The sequence below is a fragment of the Vibrio sp. RM-41-2B genome, from assembly GCF_024744415.1.
Lineage (GTDB): Bacteria > Pseudomonadota > Gammaproteobacteria > Enterobacterales > Vibrionaceae > Vibrio > Vibrio diabolicus.
In genome coordinates this window covers 248782-265621 of the sequence record NZ_JAMQWD010000004.1, presented here as the reverse complement: position 1 = coordinate 265621, position 16840 = coordinate 248782, and the positions used below count along the sequence as shown (strand labels likewise).

18 protein-coding genes and 1 pseudogene are annotated in these 16840 nt (G+C 45.4%); 9 read left to right on the top strand and 10 right to left on the bottom strand.

What is annotated here, in order from left to right; all coding sequences use genetic code 11:
- Positions 1 to 109: 109 nt before the first annotated feature.
- A pseudogene (locus NB463_RS02645) lies at positions 110 to 913 on the bottom strand (AraC family transcriptional regulator N-terminal domain-containing protein); the annotation flags it as partial.
- Positions 914 to 1380: 467 nt separating this feature from the next.
- Between NB463_RS02645 and NB463_RS02640 the strand changes: the two are divergent.
- The 4 genes from NB463_RS02640 to NB463_RS02625 all read left to right on the top strand — a co-directional run bounded on the left by NB463_RS02640 (position 1381) and on the right by NB463_RS02625 (position 3696).
- A complete protein-coding gene (locus NB463_RS02640; RefSeq protein WP_258430938.1) occupies positions 1381 to 1830 on the top strand; it encodes a cupin domain-containing protein in 450 nt (149 codons plus the stop codon).
- Between the two features lie 152 nt (positions 1831 to 1982).
- Complete coding sequence (locus tag NB463_RS02635) at positions 1983 to 2333, top strand: cyclophilin-like fold protein (protein ID WP_139059687.1); 351 nt, start codon at positions 1983 to 1985, stop codon at positions 2331 to 2333.
- A 106-nt stretch (positions 2334 to 2439) separates the two neighbouring features.
- Positions 2440 to 3156, top strand: coding sequence for a carboxymuconolactone decarboxylase family protein (locus tag NB463_RS02630; protein WP_258430939.1), 717 nt, complete (start codon positions 2440 to 2442; stop codon positions 3154 to 3156).
- A 42-nt stretch (positions 3157 to 3198) separates the two neighbouring features.
- Positions 3199 to 3696 (top strand): (R)-mandelonitrile lyase, encoded by a 498-nt coding sequence (locus NB463_RS02625; protein ID WP_005398244.1) that lies wholly within the window; start codon positions 3199 to 3201, stop codon positions 3694 to 3696.
- Between the two features lie 51 nt (positions 3697 to 3747).
- Here NB463_RS02625 and NB463_RS02620 read toward each other — a convergent pair whose 3' ends face one another.
- Entirely contained in the window at positions 3748 to 4440 is a 693-nt protein-coding gene (locus tag NB463_RS02620) for an MOSC domain-containing protein (RefSeq protein ID WP_005398246.1), read from the bottom strand.
- 111 nt (positions 4441 to 4551) lie between these two features.
- Here NB463_RS02620 and NB463_RS02615 point away from each other — a divergent pair, with 111 nt between their 5' ends.
- Entirely contained in the window at positions 4552 to 5367 is an 816-nt protein-coding gene (locus NB463_RS02615; protein WP_258430965.1) for an AraC family transcriptional regulator, read from the top strand.
- An 88-nt stretch (positions 5368 to 5455) separates the two neighbouring features.
- Positions 5456 to 6448, top strand: a complete 993-nt coding sequence (locus NB463_RS02610; protein ID WP_258430940.1) for a zinc-dependent alcohol dehydrogenase family protein — start codon at positions 5456 to 5458, stop codon at positions 6446 to 6448.
- Positions 6449 to 6521: 73 nt separating this feature from the next.
- Here the strand turns inward: NB463_RS02610 and NB463_RS02605 are convergent, their stop codons facing one another.
- The 3 genes from NB463_RS02605 to NB463_RS02595 all read right to left on the bottom strand — a co-directional run bounded on the left by NB463_RS02605 (position 6522) and on the right by NB463_RS02595 (position 8641).
- Positions 6522 to 7217 carry a VC0807 family protein gene (locus NB463_RS02605; RefSeq protein WP_046875662.1) on the bottom strand — a complete coding sequence of 232 codons (696 nt, stop codon included), beginning with the start codon at positions 7215 to 7217 and terminating at the stop codon, positions 6522 to 6524.
- Between the two features lie 168 nt (positions 7218 to 7385).
- Positions 7386 to 7871, bottom strand: coding sequence for a sigma-70 family RNA polymerase sigma factor (locus tag NB463_RS02600; protein ID WP_258430941.1), 486 nt, complete (start codon positions 7869 to 7871; stop codon positions 7386 to 7388).
- An 83-nt stretch (positions 7872 to 7954) separates the two neighbouring features.
- Positions 7955 to 8641, bottom strand: a complete 687-nt coding sequence (locus NB463_RS02595) for a DJ-1/PfpI family protein (protein WP_046875663.1) — start codon at positions 8639 to 8641, stop codon at positions 7955 to 7957.
- 125 nt (positions 8642 to 8766) lie between these two features.
- Here NB463_RS02595 and NB463_RS02590 point away from each other — a divergent pair, with 125 nt between their 5' ends.
- The gene (locus NB463_RS02590) at positions 8767 to 9723 is read left to right on the top strand and encodes a LysR family transcriptional regulator (RefSeq protein WP_258430942.1); all 957 of its coding nucleotides are present in this window, start codon (positions 8767 to 8769) and stop codon (positions 9721 to 9723) included.
- 127 nt (positions 9724 to 9850) lie between these two features.
- Positions 9851 to 10390, top strand: coding sequence for a CAP domain-containing protein (locus NB463_RS02585; RefSeq protein ID WP_258430943.1), 540 nt, complete (start codon positions 9851 to 9853; stop codon positions 10388 to 10390).
- A 77-nt stretch (positions 10391 to 10467) separates the two neighbouring features.
- On the opposite strand, the gene NB463_RS02580 is transcribed toward NB463_RS02585, so the two are convergent.
- The 4 genes from NB463_RS02580 to NB463_RS02565 form a co-directional block, all read right to left on the bottom strand.
- The gene (locus tag NB463_RS02580; RefSeq protein WP_258430944.1) at positions 10468 to 10887 is read right to left on the bottom strand and encodes a VOC family protein; all 420 of its coding nucleotides are present in this window, start codon (positions 10885 to 10887) and stop codon (positions 10468 to 10470) included.
- A 1243-nt stretch (positions 10888 to 12130) separates the two neighbouring features.
- Positions 12131 to 13699: an alkyl hydroperoxide reductase subunit F gene (gene ahpF / locus NB463_RS02575; protein WP_258430945.1), complete on the bottom strand. Its 1569-nt coding sequence runs from the start codon at positions 13697 to 13699 to the stop codon at positions 12131 to 12133.
- A 157-nt stretch (positions 13700 to 13856) separates the two neighbouring features.
- Positions 13857 to 14414, bottom strand: a complete 558-nt coding sequence (gene ahpC / locus NB463_RS02570; RefSeq protein ID WP_005395542.1) for an alkyl hydroperoxide reductase subunit C — start codon at positions 14412 to 14414, stop codon at positions 13857 to 13859.
- A gap of 303 nt (positions 14415 to 14717) precedes the next feature.
- Positions 14718 to 15176, bottom strand: coding sequence for a MarR family winged helix-turn-helix transcriptional regulator (locus NB463_RS02565; protein ID WP_182019656.1), 459 nt, complete (start codon positions 15174 to 15176; stop codon positions 14718 to 14720).
- Between the two features lie 137 nt (positions 15177 to 15313).
- Between NB463_RS02565 and NB463_RS02560 the strand changes: the two genes are divergently transcribed.
- Positions 15314 to 15736 (top strand): organic hydroperoxide resistance protein, encoded by a 423-nt coding sequence (locus NB463_RS02560; protein WP_005374640.1) that lies wholly within the window; start codon positions 15314 to 15316, stop codon positions 15734 to 15736.
- Positions 15737 to 15795: 59 nt separating this feature from the next.
- Here NB463_RS02560 and NB463_RS02555 read toward each other — a convergent pair whose 3' ends face one another.
- Positions 15796 to 16695: an AraC family transcriptional regulator gene (locus NB463_RS02555; RefSeq protein ID WP_114322702.1), complete on the bottom strand. Its 900-nt coding sequence runs from the start codon at positions 16693 to 16695 to the stop codon at positions 15796 to 15798.
- Between the last annotated feature and the right edge of the window lie 145 nt (positions 16696 to 16840).

The following is a 16840-nucleotide window of genomic DNA, read 5'->3' as shown; positions in this document are numbered from 1 at the left end:
TGCAAATGCAGGTGACGTTCATTCTCTCCCAAATAATAAAACCGTTAGCCTCGAGGCAGTACGAGACTGACGGTTTCACTTTCTAGCTTCTTCCTAGGATATTCCGAGCTTAACCCATACTCTCGCGCAAAGACTTGATGTCTTTGGATGGTGGCGCACCAAATAAACGGCTGTATTCACGGCTAAATTGAGAAGGGCTTTCGTAACCCACTTTAAACGTAGTCGCCATGGCATCGAGGTTTTCTGTCAGCATTAAACGCCGAGCTTCGCTGAGTCTTAATTTCTTTTGAAATTGCAGTGGCGTCATAGATGTCATAGAACGAAAGTGGGTATAAAACGCCGATTTACTCATGCCACTGTAGGCGGCTAACTCACTGACACTTAACGGTTTTACGAAATTATTCTTCAACCAATCAATGGCCTTCGCGATTTGATGGCTGTGACTTCCTGCAGTCACGATTTGATTAAGACGAGCGCCCTGTTCGGTGATTAACAGTCGATAAAAAATCTCTCGCTTAATGATCGGCGCTAAAATTTTGATGCTTTGTCCTTCATCCAGCAGCTCTATTAAACGCAGAAAGGCGTCAAGTAATGGCTCCGACAACTCTCCAACCGCTATGCCTTTTTGTGCTTCTTTGCTTTGATTAAACGTCAGCTCACTATCGACAATAAGTTGAGATATTTCAGTCAGATCCAGCTCCATAATCACCCCTAAATAAGGTTTATCTTCACTGGCTTCAATGATATTGGCGATAATCGGCAAGTCGACAGAGGAGATTAAAAAGTGGTTCGCATCGTAAACAAAGCTATCTTCACCCAACAACACGCGCTTTCTCCCTTGAGCAATTAAGCAAATACTTGGGTTGTGGGTGTAGCTTGTCGGTGGTGTTGGGGTTGCCCAACGACTGAACCTTTGACGAAGTGTTTGACGGTAGCTCTTGCATAGGTCAGTGCTCTCCTCTGGTTGGCCTCAGGTTCGGTGTTAACGGCATGCGATTTCTGCCTTTGTAGTTAACGCCTCTTCGGAGTCAATTAAGCGACTTCATTAAGCATAGTTATAACAGTTCATTTCTTTAAGTAAAGAATATTGGGCAAGTGTCTATTTCGAGGTTAAGCGATCAGAGAGTGATCTTTCTGGTTGGTTTTTGAGCGGGTTAATTGTCTGTCATGAATTTTATTATTTAATAGTCAAGTGCTTATGTATAGATGAGTTTTTATTCCGTTTTTTCTAACCGGTCTCAAGTATGGTTGTCTTTTGTATTGGTTTGGAATATTGGGCAAGTATTAGCAATGAATAGGCTAACGGTCATCTATCAAAGCGCAATACAGTGAACCCATGGTTTGGTGAGTTGTAAGCACTCAAGAACACTATTTGGAGTCATGATGAATAACAAAAGCAATACTCAAATCCCTGACGTACTGCAAGCCGGTGTATTTCAAGGTCGAGGCATTTTCGAGTTTGGTGAAAAGAATGAAGCGTATGCGGATTACTTTACCGGTACGAGTTATCTGGCGTTGCTCAATCAGCCTGGTCTTATCGTGGCGAACGTAACGTTTGAACCAGGGTGTCGCAATTTTTGGCATATTCATCATGAAGGTGGGCAGATTCTGTTAGCGACAGGAGGGCGAGGTTGGTGTCAAGAATTTGGCCAACCAGCAAAAGAGTTGAATGTTGGCGATGTCGTGCATATCGCGCCAGGTACTAAGCATTGGCATGGCGCAGCTAAAGACAGTTGGTTCTCACATGTAGCAATAGAAATACCGGCTGAAGGCGCAAGTAATGAATGGTGCGAACCAGTCTCTGATCAAGAGTACATGCAACTAAAGTAGCCCGAGCAAGTTTTCAGTGAGAAAAGGGAATCTCGATGAGACAAGCATACCGTTTCAATCAGTGGGTGAGATGCGTTTTGGTGAGTAGTGCCTGGATGTTCCCCTGCATTGTAAACGCAGAAGTTAATAGCGCTGGATTGGAGGAAAATATAGTGAAAATTCGTTTTATTTTCGATGATTGCAGTGTTTTAGGCACATTGAAGAGCAGTGCGAGTACAGACGATTTTGTTCGTCAATTGCCTCTAACATTAGATCTACAAGACTACGCAAATACAGAGAAAATTGCTTACTTACCGAATAAGTTAACTCGCGAAGGCGCACCTTCTGGAACTCAATCAAAAGCGGGTGACATCTCTTATTACGCCCCTTGGGGAAATTTAGTTATCTTTTATAAAGACTTTGGTTACGCGTCTGGGTTAATTAAATTAGGTCAAATCGATGATGGGATTAATTGCTTTATTTCGAAAGAAACAAACCGTGTCACGATCGAAAAAGTAAATTAATGACCCAGTTAACAATGTGAATTATTAATGTAGAAATCAGAACGCTAATAAATATATTTCTAGAACTTCTATGGATTAGAACACCGTTACATAATGGGATTTTGATATGAAAGCATTAAACAAATCTGTTAAATCAATATTAATATTGGTGCTCACTATGACAACGCTATGCACAACGAATATCGCTTCAGCATCAGAAATATTCAGTGATAAAGAGCGAGCTATTATTCCTATTTCTGCTTTTACTGCGAGTGGTGAAATAGAAAAACTAGCACAAAGCCTTAATGATGGGTTAGACGCAGGCCTAACGGTCAACGAGATAAAAGAACTGCTGGTTCAGTTGTATGCGTATGCTGGATTTCCGCGCAGTTTGAATGGACTAGCAACATTTATGACGGTGTTGGAGGAACGCAAAAGCCGAGGTATTACCGATATCTTAGGGCGAGAATCAAGCGCGTTACCTAACGATAAAACCAGCTTAGAATTTGGCGCTGAAAACCAAACACAACTTGTTGGTGCAGAAGTAAAAGGCGCGCTATTCGATTTTTCTCCGCAAATTGATGAATACCTAAAAGCACATTTGTTTGGTGATATTTTTGAACGCGATGTGCTCACTTGGAAAGAGCGTGAAATTGCTACGATTGCAGCATTAGCAAATATGAACGGTGTTAATAGCCAATTAGCAGCTCACTATAATATCAGTATGAATAACAATGTTTCTATTCAAGAGTTAGAGGAATTTATTGTTGTATTAAGTGAGTGCTGTGGTGAAAGTGTGTCTAACAATGCTCAATCGGTCCTAAAAACAGTTTTGGAAAAATAAATATTATTTGGCCAATCATATCAATTAGAAAGGAATTCGTTTATGAAAAATAAATCATCATTGTTTATTTGGTCTGTGCTGTTGTCGACGGGATTTATGCTTCCAATTGCTCAAGCAGCCGATGGTAACTCATCTTCGCAGCAAGTTTATCGCTCTGCTGATCAGAAATCGTTTCAAGGACCTGAAAACCTATTTACCGGGAAAGTTAACGTCGAGATGTTGTTTCCTGAAAACGAAGTTGCAAACTACAGCGCCGCCTATGTCACTTTTGATGCAGGAGCTCGAACCGCTTGGCATACTCACCCAGCAGGACAACACATGATCGTCACTTCTGGTACCGCACTTACAGGAACGCGTGATGGGCATGTAATTCGATTTGCTGCTGGTGATAGTGTCTGGTGTCCGCCTGGTATCGACCATTGGCACGGTGCAACACCAAATGCGCCAATGACTCACCTAGTGGTTACGGCGTCAAAAGACGGTGAAAACGTTATCTGGAAAGAGCAAGTCACCGATGGTCAGTATGCAGCAGGACAGTAATAACCAAGGCCACTTTTTTATAGTGAGCGCAGAGCTTTTACTCTGCGTTTTTTATTGTCTTGTTGGGCCAACCAAGCGCATTTCCCAATCCTCGACTTCGCCAGTTTCTAGGCGGCGCTCGACCAACTTGCCCCAAGACTCGACTAACGGCAGTTCAGACAGCTTAGTGAGTTCTTCTCTATCTAAACATCCAGTGAAAACCGCGCCCATGATGCGAGCCAATGGCCATTCTGGATAAGGTCTTTCACACAGAATAATCTCGTCACCTGCACCGATATCGCCTTCTTCCAATACTCGGAAATACCAGCCTGTTCGAAGCGTATCTTGCAGTCTTCTCGCCATGTCGTGTTGGTCAAAGCGTACGTTAAGTTTCCAACAAGGCATGCGACCTTGCGACACTTCAAGTAATGTTGAGCCGATACGGATTTTATCTTTCAAGCAAATCGTGGATTCGGTGACGCCCTCGGAGCTGATGTTTTCGCCAAAGCCGCCAGCGGATTGGAAAATAGTTCTTTCGCCTAATTCTTGTTGCCAGATTGGGTAGTGCTCGCTTGGGTAAATATGAAGCGCTTTTTGAATTCCACCATGAAAGCGTGGATCGCCTTGCTCATCACTGATAAAACCAAGCTCTGTTGCGTGCTGGCGCTCGGGCAACACTTGTTTGTTGATTGCGCTTTGCGCTCCATGAGCATAAGGGACAGTTTTCCCTGCTAGCACAGCTTTTACGACGCCGATTTTCTTCATGTAACCTCCTTATTATTTGAATGAGAGATAAAGTGTTTACCTTCATTCGCGATGCGGAGCATGATAGCTTAGTGAACTTGTGTCGGAATAGGGATGAAAAGACAATCAACAATGCTAACTCGCCAAATTGATTCGAAGTCAGGCGTCATGACCTCCAATGAGATGATGGCCGCGAATCCCCATTCTCCTGTTTTGGTGAAAACCATCGACATGCCAAAAGGTTACATTGATGCGCTGCATCAACACACTTGGCATCAAATCATCTTTCCTATCAAAGGGTTATTGCAAACGCAAACGGAGCATTATCAGCATTTGGTTCCGCACACTTCTGCGTTATTTGTTCCTGCGGGTGTTCAACACGAGTCGATTGCTCTGAGCAATACGATATTTGTTGGCATTTACCTCAACCCTGCGTTTGGCGCAACGTACGAGCCACAAGTGAGAACCATTGCTTTAACGCCGTTTTTAAATGAGCTTTTACAAGAGATCCGCAGACAGTGTGAAGGTGAGACAAGCCACGAAGAAGTGCTGCATTTGCTGGTGGTGTTGCATGATCAAATTTTGAAAAGCAACGTGCAGACATTTCAGTTATTACTGCCACAAGATCGCCGACTCAAACTGATTTTCGAGCAACTGACTGACGAGCCCGCGTTGAGCTGTTCGCTAAAAGAGTGGGGGGAGAAAATTGGGGCGTCTGAGCGCACTTTATCACGGTTGTTTGCCAAGGAATTCAACACTTCATTTCTGCTTTGGCGGCAACAAATTCGGCTGATTTACTCGCTTTCTTTGTTAGATGAAACGTTGCCAATCCAAGCCATTGCAGACCTAGTGGGTTATCAAAACGACTCATCCTACATCAAAGCATTTAAAGCCTATTTTGATATGACGCCACAACAGTTTAGAGTGAACGGCGCATCGTGCAGGTAGAAATACAGAGTTTCGACTTAACTCAATGCGTTTGAGAAGAAGTCGCGAAACTTCCTTTTTGAATTTCAATTACATGGTATGAATAACAATGGCACCAACGATAAATACTCGAGTGAACCAATTCTGCTTTGGTCAGCCAAAAACGTCGCTGTCGTTGGAAAAAGTGCCCCTCAAACCGCTTGCTCAGGGCAAGGTTCGGGTGCGACTGGAAGCCACCAATATTAACCCAAGTGACTTGCTTTCCATTTATGGTGTTGGGCAATACCGCCGCGTTCACGTACCACCTCGCGTGCCGGGATTTGAAGCGGTTGGGCGTGTGGTGGAAGTCAGTGCAGTCGATCACACTGACCTTCAAGTTGGGCAAAAAGTGTTGGTGGCGATGAGTGGTACTTGGCAATACTACATAGATGCTTCGCCTGAGAATCTTTTTCCGCTACCTGAACGTTTGGATAACGGCTATGCCTGCCAGTTGTACATCAACGCGTTAACCGCGTGGGTGATCACCACTAAAGTGGCTAAGTTGAACAAAGAGGATGTGGTGATCATCAATGCGGCGGGTTCGGCGATCGGTAAGATATTTGCCCAGCTCGCCCATTCCCTGGGTTTTACACTGATTGCTGTCACTTCAAAGCCAGACGAGTATCCGTACAATACGATTCCAGTGTTGGACGCGAAGCAAGACTTACATGCGCAACTGCAAACGTGCAAACTGCCACAACCAACGGCCGCTTTGGATGCGATAGGCGGTGAGGCTGGCACGTATCTCATTCGTACCTTGAAAGAAAACGGTCAATACATCAACTACGGAACGTTGTCGTTAGCGCCTTATACGCCTGCGTTTTTTAAATTGATGAAGACCAACAACATCGACTTTAGCACCTTCTTTTTGCGGTATTGGGAAAAATCGGTAGGTAAAGGCGGGAGAAAGGCGGTATTCGCTGAAATGTTAGACCACTTTATTGCCAACGATATAAAGTTAAGTGTAGCGTCTGAGCTGCCGCTAGAGGATTTTCAAACTGCGATTGAAATGGTTGAGCAACGCTCATCGGTGGTGTCAGGAAAAATTATTTTGACGCTATGAATTACAGTGAGTCTGTTGAGAAAAGGGAGGATAAAATCCTCCCTTTTTTGATGGGTTATTTGTAATGATGGGACTATTTTAGATGGAAAATTTGTTCTGTTTCGAGCGATGTCATCGTACGTACTTGACGCCAAATGTAATAAAAAATACCGAACATCATTAACATGCTTGGAATTGCAATCATCGGGTAGCTGTAAAGCGTCATCTTACCCAACTCTTCATTAAAAGCAGCCGTGCCCGAAGGACTGGTCACGATCCAAGTCGCAAGGAAGTAGTTCATCGCGGATGAGAACGCAAAAGTACTCGCAAACAGATAGTTTGATGACATTAGACAACGTTCAAATGCCTCTGATTGACCGTTCTCTTTCAAGCGTTCGTTAATCAGCGATAAATTTAATACCGTGTCATTCAGTACTAACTTCTGCATCAGTGGGTAGCGGGTAAACGTTGAGCCCAAAACCGCTAAACCGATCAGGCCAGGGATCAGGGCTTCTTTCAAGGCTAGCCAACGTGTATCAAGCTCTAACAAGCCAATGCCGCCAGTTAATAAAACACTGATAAAGCCAAGTGCAGAAATAAAGTTAAATTTCTTGTTCCGGACAAGGTCCATACCGCCGTAAATGATAGGAAATAGCAAAGCGACAACCAGCGCCATTGCTGTTCCTAGGTGTTCATCGCCGCTAAACTTCATCAAGATAAAGGAAGGGATGAATACGTTAAAAAGAATCTCGAATAGGGGATTCGGCTTTTTCGCCGTTGTGTTACTCATAATGTTTTACTGACTCTACTCTATGTCGGCTGTTATTGTACTTTGACGAGAAGTGTTCATCTAGTCGCGCTTGATGTAAAGCGTTAAAGCGCCGAGTTGTGTAACGACTTATGAAATAGACCGGAGCATAGCCAGTTAGTTGACATGATTGACTACTTTTTTTGTGTCTTAATCGCGCTCCCTCTGCGCAATGATCTGATTGCGTGCTCTGAATAATCGAGTCGCCACGGTGTTGTGATTAAGCTCTAAGACTTGAGCAATTTCATTATGATTAAACCCGACTACGAGTTTTAAGACCAATGGCTCTCGGTATTTGGGTTCGAGAATCATCATTTGTTTTTGAAGCCAATCTTGTGCCATGTCGTGGTCACTGCCAGGGTAGGTTTTTGCCTGTATTACACACTCATCAATATCGACAAAATCGTACTGCTTTTTATCAAAGTGCCGAGCATTCTCACGACGCAAAATGGTGATGAGCCAAGGCTTCGCGGCATTGGGATCATTTAAGTGATCAAAGAATCGCCACGCTTTCAGGAAGGTGTCTTGCGCCAAATCTTGAGCAAGGTGATGATCTTTGCATAGCCAATACGCAAGACGATAGATATCTTGGTATCGCTCCTTCGTCAGTGCTTCGTATCGTTTGTGTTTTTCCATAGGATTAAGATCAGAAGTGTAGAGCTGAGTAGTAAGGTAACCTCTGAAGCTCAAAGGTTACCTGCGGTTTCGTTCTTGCCCGCTTAAAAGGGCTGGGTAGAAAAACGTGAGTATTGAAGGGCGTCTGCGACTTCTTGAGCTTTAGATTCTGAAGTCATGAGATGCAGCAATTTAAGGGCGGCTTGATAGCTAACTAGGCTGCCGTTTGAGGTGATGACACCCTCATCAACAACAAAATTCTGGTCGACCTGTACATCAACTGCTGGATAGTCTTTTTGTAATCCGTTTTCACCTCCTGCCCACGTCGTCGCTTTCTTACCGTTTAACAGGCCAGCCTCGGCCAATAGATACGCACCAGAGCAATTACTTGCCATCCAATCTGCCGCCTTTGATGTGGTTTGAATAAAGTGAATGAGATCCTTGTTTTCGATTAGCGCATCCATGTCGTAGCTGGATGTTAAAACCAGCACGTCGAGCTCCGGCTGATCGCCAATCCAAGCATCCACACCAATTTTTAATCCCTCTTCAGTGGTGATGGTTTTCTGCTCAGAGACGGAAATAGTGAGCACTTCATAATCACTAAACCAAGTCAGCCGACTTGCGACACCAAAGACCTCTAAAGGCGCAGTAACATCAGAGGTCAATACGCCGTCATAAACCAGAATGCCAATGCGTTTATCCGCCGCATGTGCCGTTTGAAGCATCCCAAAGAATAGAACTAAGGTCGCTATCAATAGTTGTAGTGCATTCTTTAATCCATTTTTACCCATTGTTTTTCCTCGCTAACAGAGCATCAAGTTATTGAGATTCATTATATTTGGGCTGATTGGTGATTGAAGAGCCACTTTGTCTTTACTAAAGTGAATAAAGTTCACGAATGGAATGCACGAGTTTTATGGATAAGATACGGTCCCTACGATTTTTTATTGCCACTTTAGAAGGTGGCAGTTTTGCTGCGGCCGCCAAAGCGTATGGCACAGACCCTTCTACGGTGAGTAAGGCCATCCATCGTCTTGAAAGCGACTTGGGAATACAGCTTTTCCAACGTTCTACGCGACAGATCCGTCTGACAGAAGCCGGTCGTCGGTACGCAAATACCGCTAGGTTTGTACTGGACGAACTGACGGCGTGTGAGGATTCATTGAAAAGCCACAATGATGCGCTTTCAGGACGGCTTAAGATTAATGTGCCAGTCTCCTACGGTCGCCTTTACATTCGCCCTTTATTAAAAGAGTTTTGTCGCCGCTACCCCAGCATCACAATCGATATTCATTACGATGACGCCTACGTTGATATTATTGAACAAGGGATTGATGTGTCGATTAGATCTGGTGTCGTTCAGGACAGCCAGTTGATTGTGCGCCAGCTGAGTCCTATCGATTTTATTATTTGTGGCAGTCAGGATTACTTAGCGCGGCATGGTGTTCCGAGTGGCCCGGATGTATTCAATGACCATTCTTGGGTTCGTTTTCGTTTTAAACAAACGGGAAAACTGTTGCCGATTCGGATGCCAGAACCAGACGGTGCAAGTGAGTATAACCCCGAGAGAAATTTTATTGTAAATGACGGCGAATCGATGGCAGTTCTTTGCGCAGAAGGCTTGGGATTAACTCAGATTCCTCACTTTATCGCGAGGGATTGGCTCAAAGCCGGGCGTTTAGTGCCGATATTTCCGAGCATGCGTCAAGCAGGAAATGGCGTGTATCTTCTCTATGCCAACCGGGAATATGTGCCTGCCCGAGTGAGGGTGTTCATCGATTTTATCACTCAAGCAATACAGGATATGGATGAAACGCCATTCCATACGTGGGCTGAAACGTTGCCGATTTACCAACCGAACCAAGGAGATTGAAAACTTCATGTGAGTCTTTGGTTAAAACACTCCAAGCCATATGGTGCTTTTATGGGTTTTTGTTAGGTTATTGGGCGTTATTATCGACAAGCGCAGTTTGCTCTTCGTCACTCATAAAGGAAAGACAATGCCAACTAAGATCTTAGTGCCTGCTTTGGCCCTACTTCTCAGCGCATGTGGCGGCGACGGGGAGTCGTCAGCACCTGTAGACAGCGGCTCTCAAAACACAGGTTCCACATCGTCACAAGGCACATTTGCCGAGCAGATGCTCGCAGCTGTCAACAGTGCTCGCTCTACTACACAACAGTGTGGCGCAACCACCATGCCACCTGTTGGGGCACTGACTTGGAGCTACGATTTGGAAAGCGCCGCTTATCGACATTCGAGCGATATGGCGAACAGCGACTTCATGAGTCATACAGGCTCTGACGGCAGCAATATGTCAGATCGAGTCAACGCAACGGGCTATGCTTGGAGCGCCATTGGTGAGAATGTCGCCGTAGGGCAAAGTTCCATTAACGCCGTCGTTAATGCTTGGTTATCGAGCGAAGGTCACTGCCTCAATATCATGAGTGCGGGTTTTGATCAGATGGGCGCGTCGCTTGTCGAAAATCACTCGGCAAGCTACGGGTATTACTGGACTCAGGTTTTTGCCAAACAGCGCTAATGCGATAAAGAAACCTGATAGATAAACTAAAACGCCAGCAGTAACCATCTGCTGGCGTTTTATTATTTACGTCTCTTTTAGCTTGTCAGGTTACGAAGTTTTGGATCATCCGTCAGGTATTCAACGAATTCGATCTCAAAACCTGCCGGGTCAACAAAATACACATTCTTGCGATATGGCTCATCAGCCCCAGGTTGGGCAATCGGATAACCTGCATCGGTTAGTCTTTTGATGATCGTATCGACGTTGTTGGTCACATAAGCAAAATGCGCTAGCCCTACTTGGTGGCCGCCCAACTCGCGGTTCTCTCCTTCACCGTGGTCACTCATCGCAATATATTGATACTCGTCGCCAAAATGTAGCCAGTTTCTTGGCTTGCCACTCCATTCGCCTTTCCCCTCATCACGCACGTACCAATGTGGAAATGCAGTTTGATAAAACTTCAGCATTTCAGGGATGTTTTTCACGACTAAATTAATATGTTCTAGTTGGATCATGATGTGCTCCTTTTTGTCATTTCCTAGCCAACGATGAACATGCTAAAACCTCAAGTTAAGTCGAGGTAAAGGGCTTTTTTTAAATTTTTTAGGGTAGATGTCTTTGGAGCTTGGTACATGGAGAGATTCGGTGGGGTGGTACTTGAATCTGCGAGTTGGGTTAGGTGCTTGCAACCCTCTTTCATCTTTTGTTTGTTCGTGCTAATCATTTTCGAGCGAGTTGGTGATGAGTAGATTCCCAGTCTCACCTAGGTTCGCGGGAATGACGTGAAGAGAGCGCTTAACGAACAGCGTCATTCTGAAGGAGCCTAAGCGAGTATTAAGAATCTATTTGCAGCGCGTTTCGATGCTGGTGGTGTGAATTGAATTATCCGCGATTGTAGAACTTGCCACCTTGAACTCGGAGTGCTGAGATCTTTAGAGTTTGATACAAGCGCAGGTTAGGTGGGGTTGGTGGTTTGAGGTTGAGAGGAGGATCATGTTCAGAACCCTCTAACCGTTGATGCGTCACGTGTATGTGTATGAATTTCTTTCGTTCAAGCTTGCGGTGGGTAGATTCCCAGTCTCACCTAGGTTCGCGGGAATGACGTGAAGAGAGCGCTAAACGAACAGTGTCATTCTGAAGGAGCCTAAGCGAGTATTCAGAATCTATTTGCAGCGTGTTGTGATGCTAGCGGTGTGAAGTTAACTGTCCACGATTGCAGAACCAGTCCCTCCCCTTTGAGCCCGGAGTGTTGAGATCTTTAGAGTTTGATACAAGCGAAGGTTAGGTGGGGTTGGTGGTTTGAGGTTGGGAGGAGGATCATGTTCATGAACTCTCTAACCGTTGATGCTTCACGTGTATGTGTGTGAATTTCTTTCGTTCAAGCTTGTGGTGAGTAGATTCCCAGTCTCACCTAGGTTCGCGGGAATGACGTGAAGAGAGCGCTTAACGAACAGCGTCATTCTGAAGGAGCCTAAGCGAGTATTCAGAATCTATTTGCAGCGCGTTTTGATGCTGGTGGTGTGAATTGAATTATCCGTGACTGTAGAACTTGCCACCTTAAGCACGGAGTGCTGGGGGATGTACTTACACCCCTCCCCAAAACCAAAAAAGCCAGCAGTTAGTACCTGCTGGCAAAGTCTTTGGGCTTCTAGGTTTTTTGCTTTTATTTCTTGTTACTCATCGCTGTCACGGTGCCCCGATTGGTTTTCAGGGGAAGAAAACACCGCACCGTGCGCTTTGTGCTCAAGAAATTGGAGATTAACCTTGCTTACGGATTAGGTAGTCAAACGCGCCTAAGCTTGCTTTTGCACCTTCACCCATAGCAATGATGATCTGTTTGTAAGGAACCGTCGTAGCGTCACCCGCTGCGAAGACACCTTCTAGGCTGGTTTCGCCACGGCTACCAACTTCAATTTCGCCGCGCTCAGAAAGCGCTACTTCTGAATCTTTCAGCCATTCTGTGTTTGGTACTAGACCGATTTGAACAAAGATACCTGACAGTTCAATCTCTTTGATTTCATCTGTGTTACGGTCTTTGTACTTCAAGCTTGTTACGCGAGTACCGTCACCCACAACTTCAGTAGTTTGCGCCATCGTGATGATGTCTACGTTTGGTAGTGAGTTCGCTTTGTCGATAAGCACTTGGTCTGCGCGAAGTACGTCTGCAAATTCAAGAACGGTTACGTGCTCAACAATACCTGCTAGGTCGATAGCCGCTTCGATGCCTGAGTTACCGCCACCGATAACGGCGGTTTTCTTGCCTTTGAACAACGGGCCGTCACAGTGTGGGCAGTACGCGACGCCTTTGTTGCGGTACTCTTGCTCGCCCGGAACGTTCATTTCACGCCAGCGTGCACCAGGGCTTAGGATGACACTCTTACTTTTCAGCGTTGCGCCGCTTTCAAGTTGGATATGAATCAAGCCATCATCTGTGTGCGCTGCGCCCATCAGTTTTTGCGCTTGTTGCTCAGTCACGACGTCTACGTCATATTCTTTTAGGTGCTCGGCTAGGTCAGTCGCCAGTTTTGGACCTTCAGTACGTTTTACCGAGATAAAGTTCTCGATTGCCATGGTGTCCATCACCTGACCACCGAAGCGTTTAGCAACAACGCCAGTGCGAATGCCTTTACGCGCTGCGTATAGTGCAGCTGCACTACCACCAGGGCCACCGCCGACAACTAGCACGTCGTATGGGTCTTTTTCGCTCAGTGCTTTGGCTGCTTTCTCGCTCGCGCCGTCATCCACTTTGTTTAGGATTTCAGTTAGAGACATACGGCCTTGACCGAATAGCTCTCCGTTCACGAATACGCTTGGTACGGCCATGATGTCGCGTTGTTTCACTTCATCTTGGAAGAGTGCACCGTCGATCATGGTTGCTTTCACTTTCGGGTTGATTGCCGCCATCATGTTGAACGCTTGAACGACGTCTGGACAGTTTTGGCACGACAGTGAAATGAACACTTCAACTTCCAACTCTTTATCTAGCGCTGCGATTTGTTCAATCACTTCCGGCTCTAGTTTGATTGGGTGACCACCAGAGTGCAGCAATGCCAATACCAGAGAGGTAAATTCGTGACCCATTGGTAGGCCAGCAAAGCGAAGTGCTGTGCCTTTTACTGGGTTGGTCACCGTCATCACTGGTTTACGTGCGCTTGCGTTGTCGTCACGTTCAACGGTGATAAAGTCGCTCATCTCTGCGATTTGGTTCGCCAGAGACAGAATGTCATTCGATGCTTTGCTTTCATCTAGACTAACCACTAGACGAACGTCTTCTTTTACATTAGCCAGATATTGTTTGAGTTGTTGTTGGAGCGCTTGGTCTAACATAGTTGTTGTTACCTTAAATAAACAAAAGAGTGGTTACTCTGGATAAAATCAGTAGGGAGAGAGCAAACCAGGTAGAAGGTCGTCAAGGTATCTAACCTGGAATGCTCTCTAAGTTAAGCGTCAATTAGCATGTCAAATTGAGCTTAAATTCAGTGGCTTAGATTTTGCCTACTAGGTCTAGAGAAGGAGCTAGCGTCTCTTCGCCTTCTTTCCATTTCGCTGGGCAAACTTCACCTGGGTGTGCTGCTACGTACTGAGCTGCTTTCACTTTGCGTAGTAGGTCTTCTGCGTCACGACCGATACCTTCAGCAGTGATTTCCATTGCTTGGATAGTACCTTCTGGGTCGATTAGGAACGTTGCACGGTCTGCAAGACCTTGACCTTCACGCATCACACCGAAGTTGTTTGTGATGTTGCCTGTTTGGTCGCCAAGCATGTAGTACTGGATCTTGCCGATGGTTTCTGAGCTATCGTGCCAAGCTTTGTGAGTGAAGTGTGTGTCTGTTGATACTGAGTACACTTCAACGCCGCGTTTTTGTAGCTCTTCGTAGTGGTCTGCTAGGTCACCTAGTTCTGTCGGACATACGAATGTGAAGTCTGCTGGGTAGAAGAAGAATACAGCCCATTTGCCTAGAACGTCTTGTTCTGTTACTTCAACGAATTCGCCGTTTTTGTATGCTGTAGCTGCAAATGGTTTGATCTTTGTATTAATCATTTTTACTTTCCTCAGAATGTTTTAGGGTGAGCAGTTCTTGCTTTCGGAAAGTATATTCGCATTGGATTGTGTTTAAGGAAAATCGCTTGTAACTATCCTATTGATAGTCATTTCCTATCTTTATTAACAGGGAAGCCCGATGTAAGTGAGTTTGCTTTGATAGGTTTTATTGAAGATGAAGGCCGAGTGGTAATAGAGAATACCGATGATGACCTTTAAGAGATCGTCCGGCTAAGATCGAAAGAACCTGCATCTCGGCAGGCTCTTTCTAATAGGAAGTGGGGATGCTGATGCTTTTATTTTTTAGTTCAGATTGTCGAGCACCTTGCCGCACAACTTCTTCAGCATGATCATTTCATCCAGCTCTAACGTGATTTTACACATCATGGCGTTTGGCACTGACTTGGCTTGCTCTTTGAGGTCACGACCTTGCTCGGTAAGGTTGAGTACGCGTACGCGCTCATCGGTTTCACTGCGACCACGCTCTACATAGCCTTTTGCTTCTAGGCGTTTAAGCAGCGGCGTGAGCGTGCCTGAATCCAAATGCAGTTGCGAGCCCAGTTCTTTAACGCTGGCACCGTCTTTCTCCCACAACACCATCATCACTAAGTATTGCGAATAAGTCAGATCAAGCTCGTCCAGCAACGGGCGGTAAGCTCGGATCACCGCATTTGCTGCACTATAGAGCGGGAAGCAAACTTGGTTTTCGAGTAAGAGTTTATCGTCGTTGGTCATGGTGTTGTCGGTGTAACACTGGCTCATTGGCGTTGCCTACCTGCTCACAGAGAAAGAGAGTAACAAAATAAATTGTGCACAATATAGTTGCAAACGATCTTTACTTCGATATAAGATTGCAGGCAATTAAATTGTGCACAACCTAAATTAAGAAGGACAATCGCATGACTACTCTATACAAAACTCAAGCTACTGCTTTGGCTGGTCGTAATGGTCAAGTAAAAACAGATGACGGTCTTCTCGATCTAGAGCTGTCATACCCGAAGGAAATGGGCGGCACAGGTGCGGCAACTAACCCTGAGCAGCTTTTCGCAGCGGGCTATTCAGCATGTTTTTCTAACGCGATTCTGCACGTAGCACGTGAAGGTAAAGTAAACCTGAAAAGTGCACCCGTAACAGCGGAAGTGGGCATTGGTCCGAACGATAACGGCGGCTTTGCACTAACAGTGAGCTTAGCGGTAGAGCTAGATATGCCACAAGAACAAGCATTAGAGCTAACGCGCATTGCACACCAAGTTTGCCCATACTCAAACGCCGTTCGTGGCAATATTGATGTTGCTGTTACAGTAAACGGCGAAGCGATCTAATCGATTTAGACATTATTTCTAATAGAAGGAAAGCCTGCGAACGTGCAGGCTTTTTTCGATTATTTGATGGCAGTGCAGAAGCTGACGTCTGCATGGTGCGTTTGTGGATCGTAGCTATGATAAAGTTCGAAGCAAGGTCGACAGTCGTTTTCAATACCAGATTCAACCACTTTGCTCATCAAATCATCCCATGCTTTAGGGTATTGGCTGAATTCGGTAATTTGCTGGCGCATCACCGCATATTGACCGCCGGGGAAGTCTTGCAGCTCAATGCCTTTTGGTACTTCGGTATCTTCTGGCACCATTAGACAGATGTCAGTACGACACTTCTCGTCTGGCGTGATTTCTGGGTTATCGTGATAAATGAAGATACAGGTATTGCCCGCCAAACCTTTCATTCCTGCCCATTGATACAAGCGACCTGATGGTTCTTCATAACCTTGGCCATAAGGGCCGTTAACGCGAATGTAAGCCAATTTTGCTTTATCAAAGTTTTGCGTTTCCATATTGTTGCTCCATGTTGTGAGTTCAGAGTCAGTATATGAATCGCTTAGGGCTCGTTCGTTTCCATTCTTGCGCAGTGCGTGTCCAATCTTGCTGTTTCGCGCGAGTTCAGAAAATTGCTGGTAGTTTTTACAGTCGCGAAAGGCGGTTGGTGTTACGCCATAATGCTGCTTAAACGCCTTAGCTAGGCTTTGCGAACTAGAAAAACCGTACTCTAACGCGATGTTCAGCACTGGTTGCTTTGATTTGAAAAGGTCGTCTGCTGCCGCCTCTAGCCGTAAACGTCGAATGAAGTCGGCTAATGTTTCGCCTTGTACCGCCTTAAAGGTACGGTGAAAATGATAGGGAGAGAGGTTGGCTAGCGCTGCCACTTCGAGCAAATTGAGAGGATCGTTAAAGTGCTGTTCCAGATAGCGAATAACAGGAACGAGTCGTTGGTGATAATCGACACGCATGAGAGGGGCCACCCTTGTTTGATTTGCTCAAAGCGTACCGCAACGAAGCAAGGATTCAAGGCTAGTATCGAATAAATGCGTCGTAGTCATCTATTTCTGATTGTGATGCATTCTGTTGCGGGTAGGAGATGGTTCTTAAGATGGC

Coding starts and splice junctions, on each gene's coding strand:
- ahpF (WP_258430945.1), bottom strand. CDS start 13,699: ATGTTAGACCAAGCGCTCCAACAACAACTCAAACAATATCTGGCTAAT.
- NB463_RS02610 (WP_258430940.1), top strand. CDS start 5,456: ATGGCACCAACGATAAATACTCGAGTGAACCAATTCTGCTTTGGTCAG.
- NB463_RS02620 (WP_005398246.1), bottom strand. CDS start 4,440: ATGAAGAAAATCGGCGTCGTAAAAGCTGTGCTAGCAGGGAAAACTGTC.
- NB463_RS02600 (WP_258430941.1), bottom strand. CDS start 7,871: ATGGAAAAACACAAACGATACGAAGCACTGACGAAGGAGCGATACCAA.
- NB463_RS02605 (WP_046875662.1), bottom strand. CDS start 7,217: ATGAGTAACACAACGGCGAAAAAGCCGAATCCCCTATTCGAGATTCTT.
- NB463_RS02595 (WP_046875663.1), bottom strand. CDS start 8,641: ATGGGTAAAAATGGATTAAAGAATGCACTACAACTATTGATAGCGACC.
- NB463_RS02560 (WP_005374640.1), top strand. CDS start 15,314: ATGACTACTCTATACAAAACTCAAGCTACTGCTTTGGCTGGTCGTAAT.
- NB463_RS02585 (WP_258430943.1), top strand. CDS start 9,851: ATGCCAACTAAGATCTTAGTGCCTGCTTTGGCCCTACTTCTCAGCGCA.
- NB463_RS02615 (WP_258430965.1), top strand. CDS start 4,552: ATGCTAACTCGCCAAATTGATTCGAAGTCAGGCGTCATGACCTCCAAT.
- NB463_RS02555 (WP_114322702.1), bottom strand. CDS start 16,695: ATGCGTGTCGATTATCACCAACGACTCGTTCCTGTTATTCGCTATCTG.
- NB463_RS02625 (WP_005398244.1), top strand. CDS start 3,199: ATGAAAAATAAATCATCATTGTTTATTTGGTCTGTGCTGTTGTCGACG.
- NB463_RS02590 (WP_258430942.1), top strand. CDS start 8,767: ATGGATAAGATACGGTCCCTACGATTTTTTATTGCCACTTTAGAAGGT.
- NB463_RS02630 (WP_258430939.1), top strand. CDS start 2,440: ATGAAAGCATTAAACAAATCTGTTAAATCAATATTAATATTGGTGCTC.
- NB463_RS02565 (WP_182019656.1), bottom strand. CDS start 15,176: ATGAGCCAGTGTTACACCGACAACACCATGACCAACGACGATAAACTC.
- ahpC (WP_005395542.1), bottom strand. CDS start 14,414: ATGATTAATACAAAGATCAAACCATTTGCAGCTACAGCATACAAAAAC.
- NB463_RS02640 (WP_258430938.1), top strand. CDS start 1,381: ATGATGAATAACAAAAGCAATACTCAAATCCCTGACGTACTGCAAGCC.
- NB463_RS02580 (WP_258430944.1), bottom strand. CDS start 10,887: ATGATCCAACTAGAACATATTAATTTAGTCGTGAAAAACATCCCTGAA.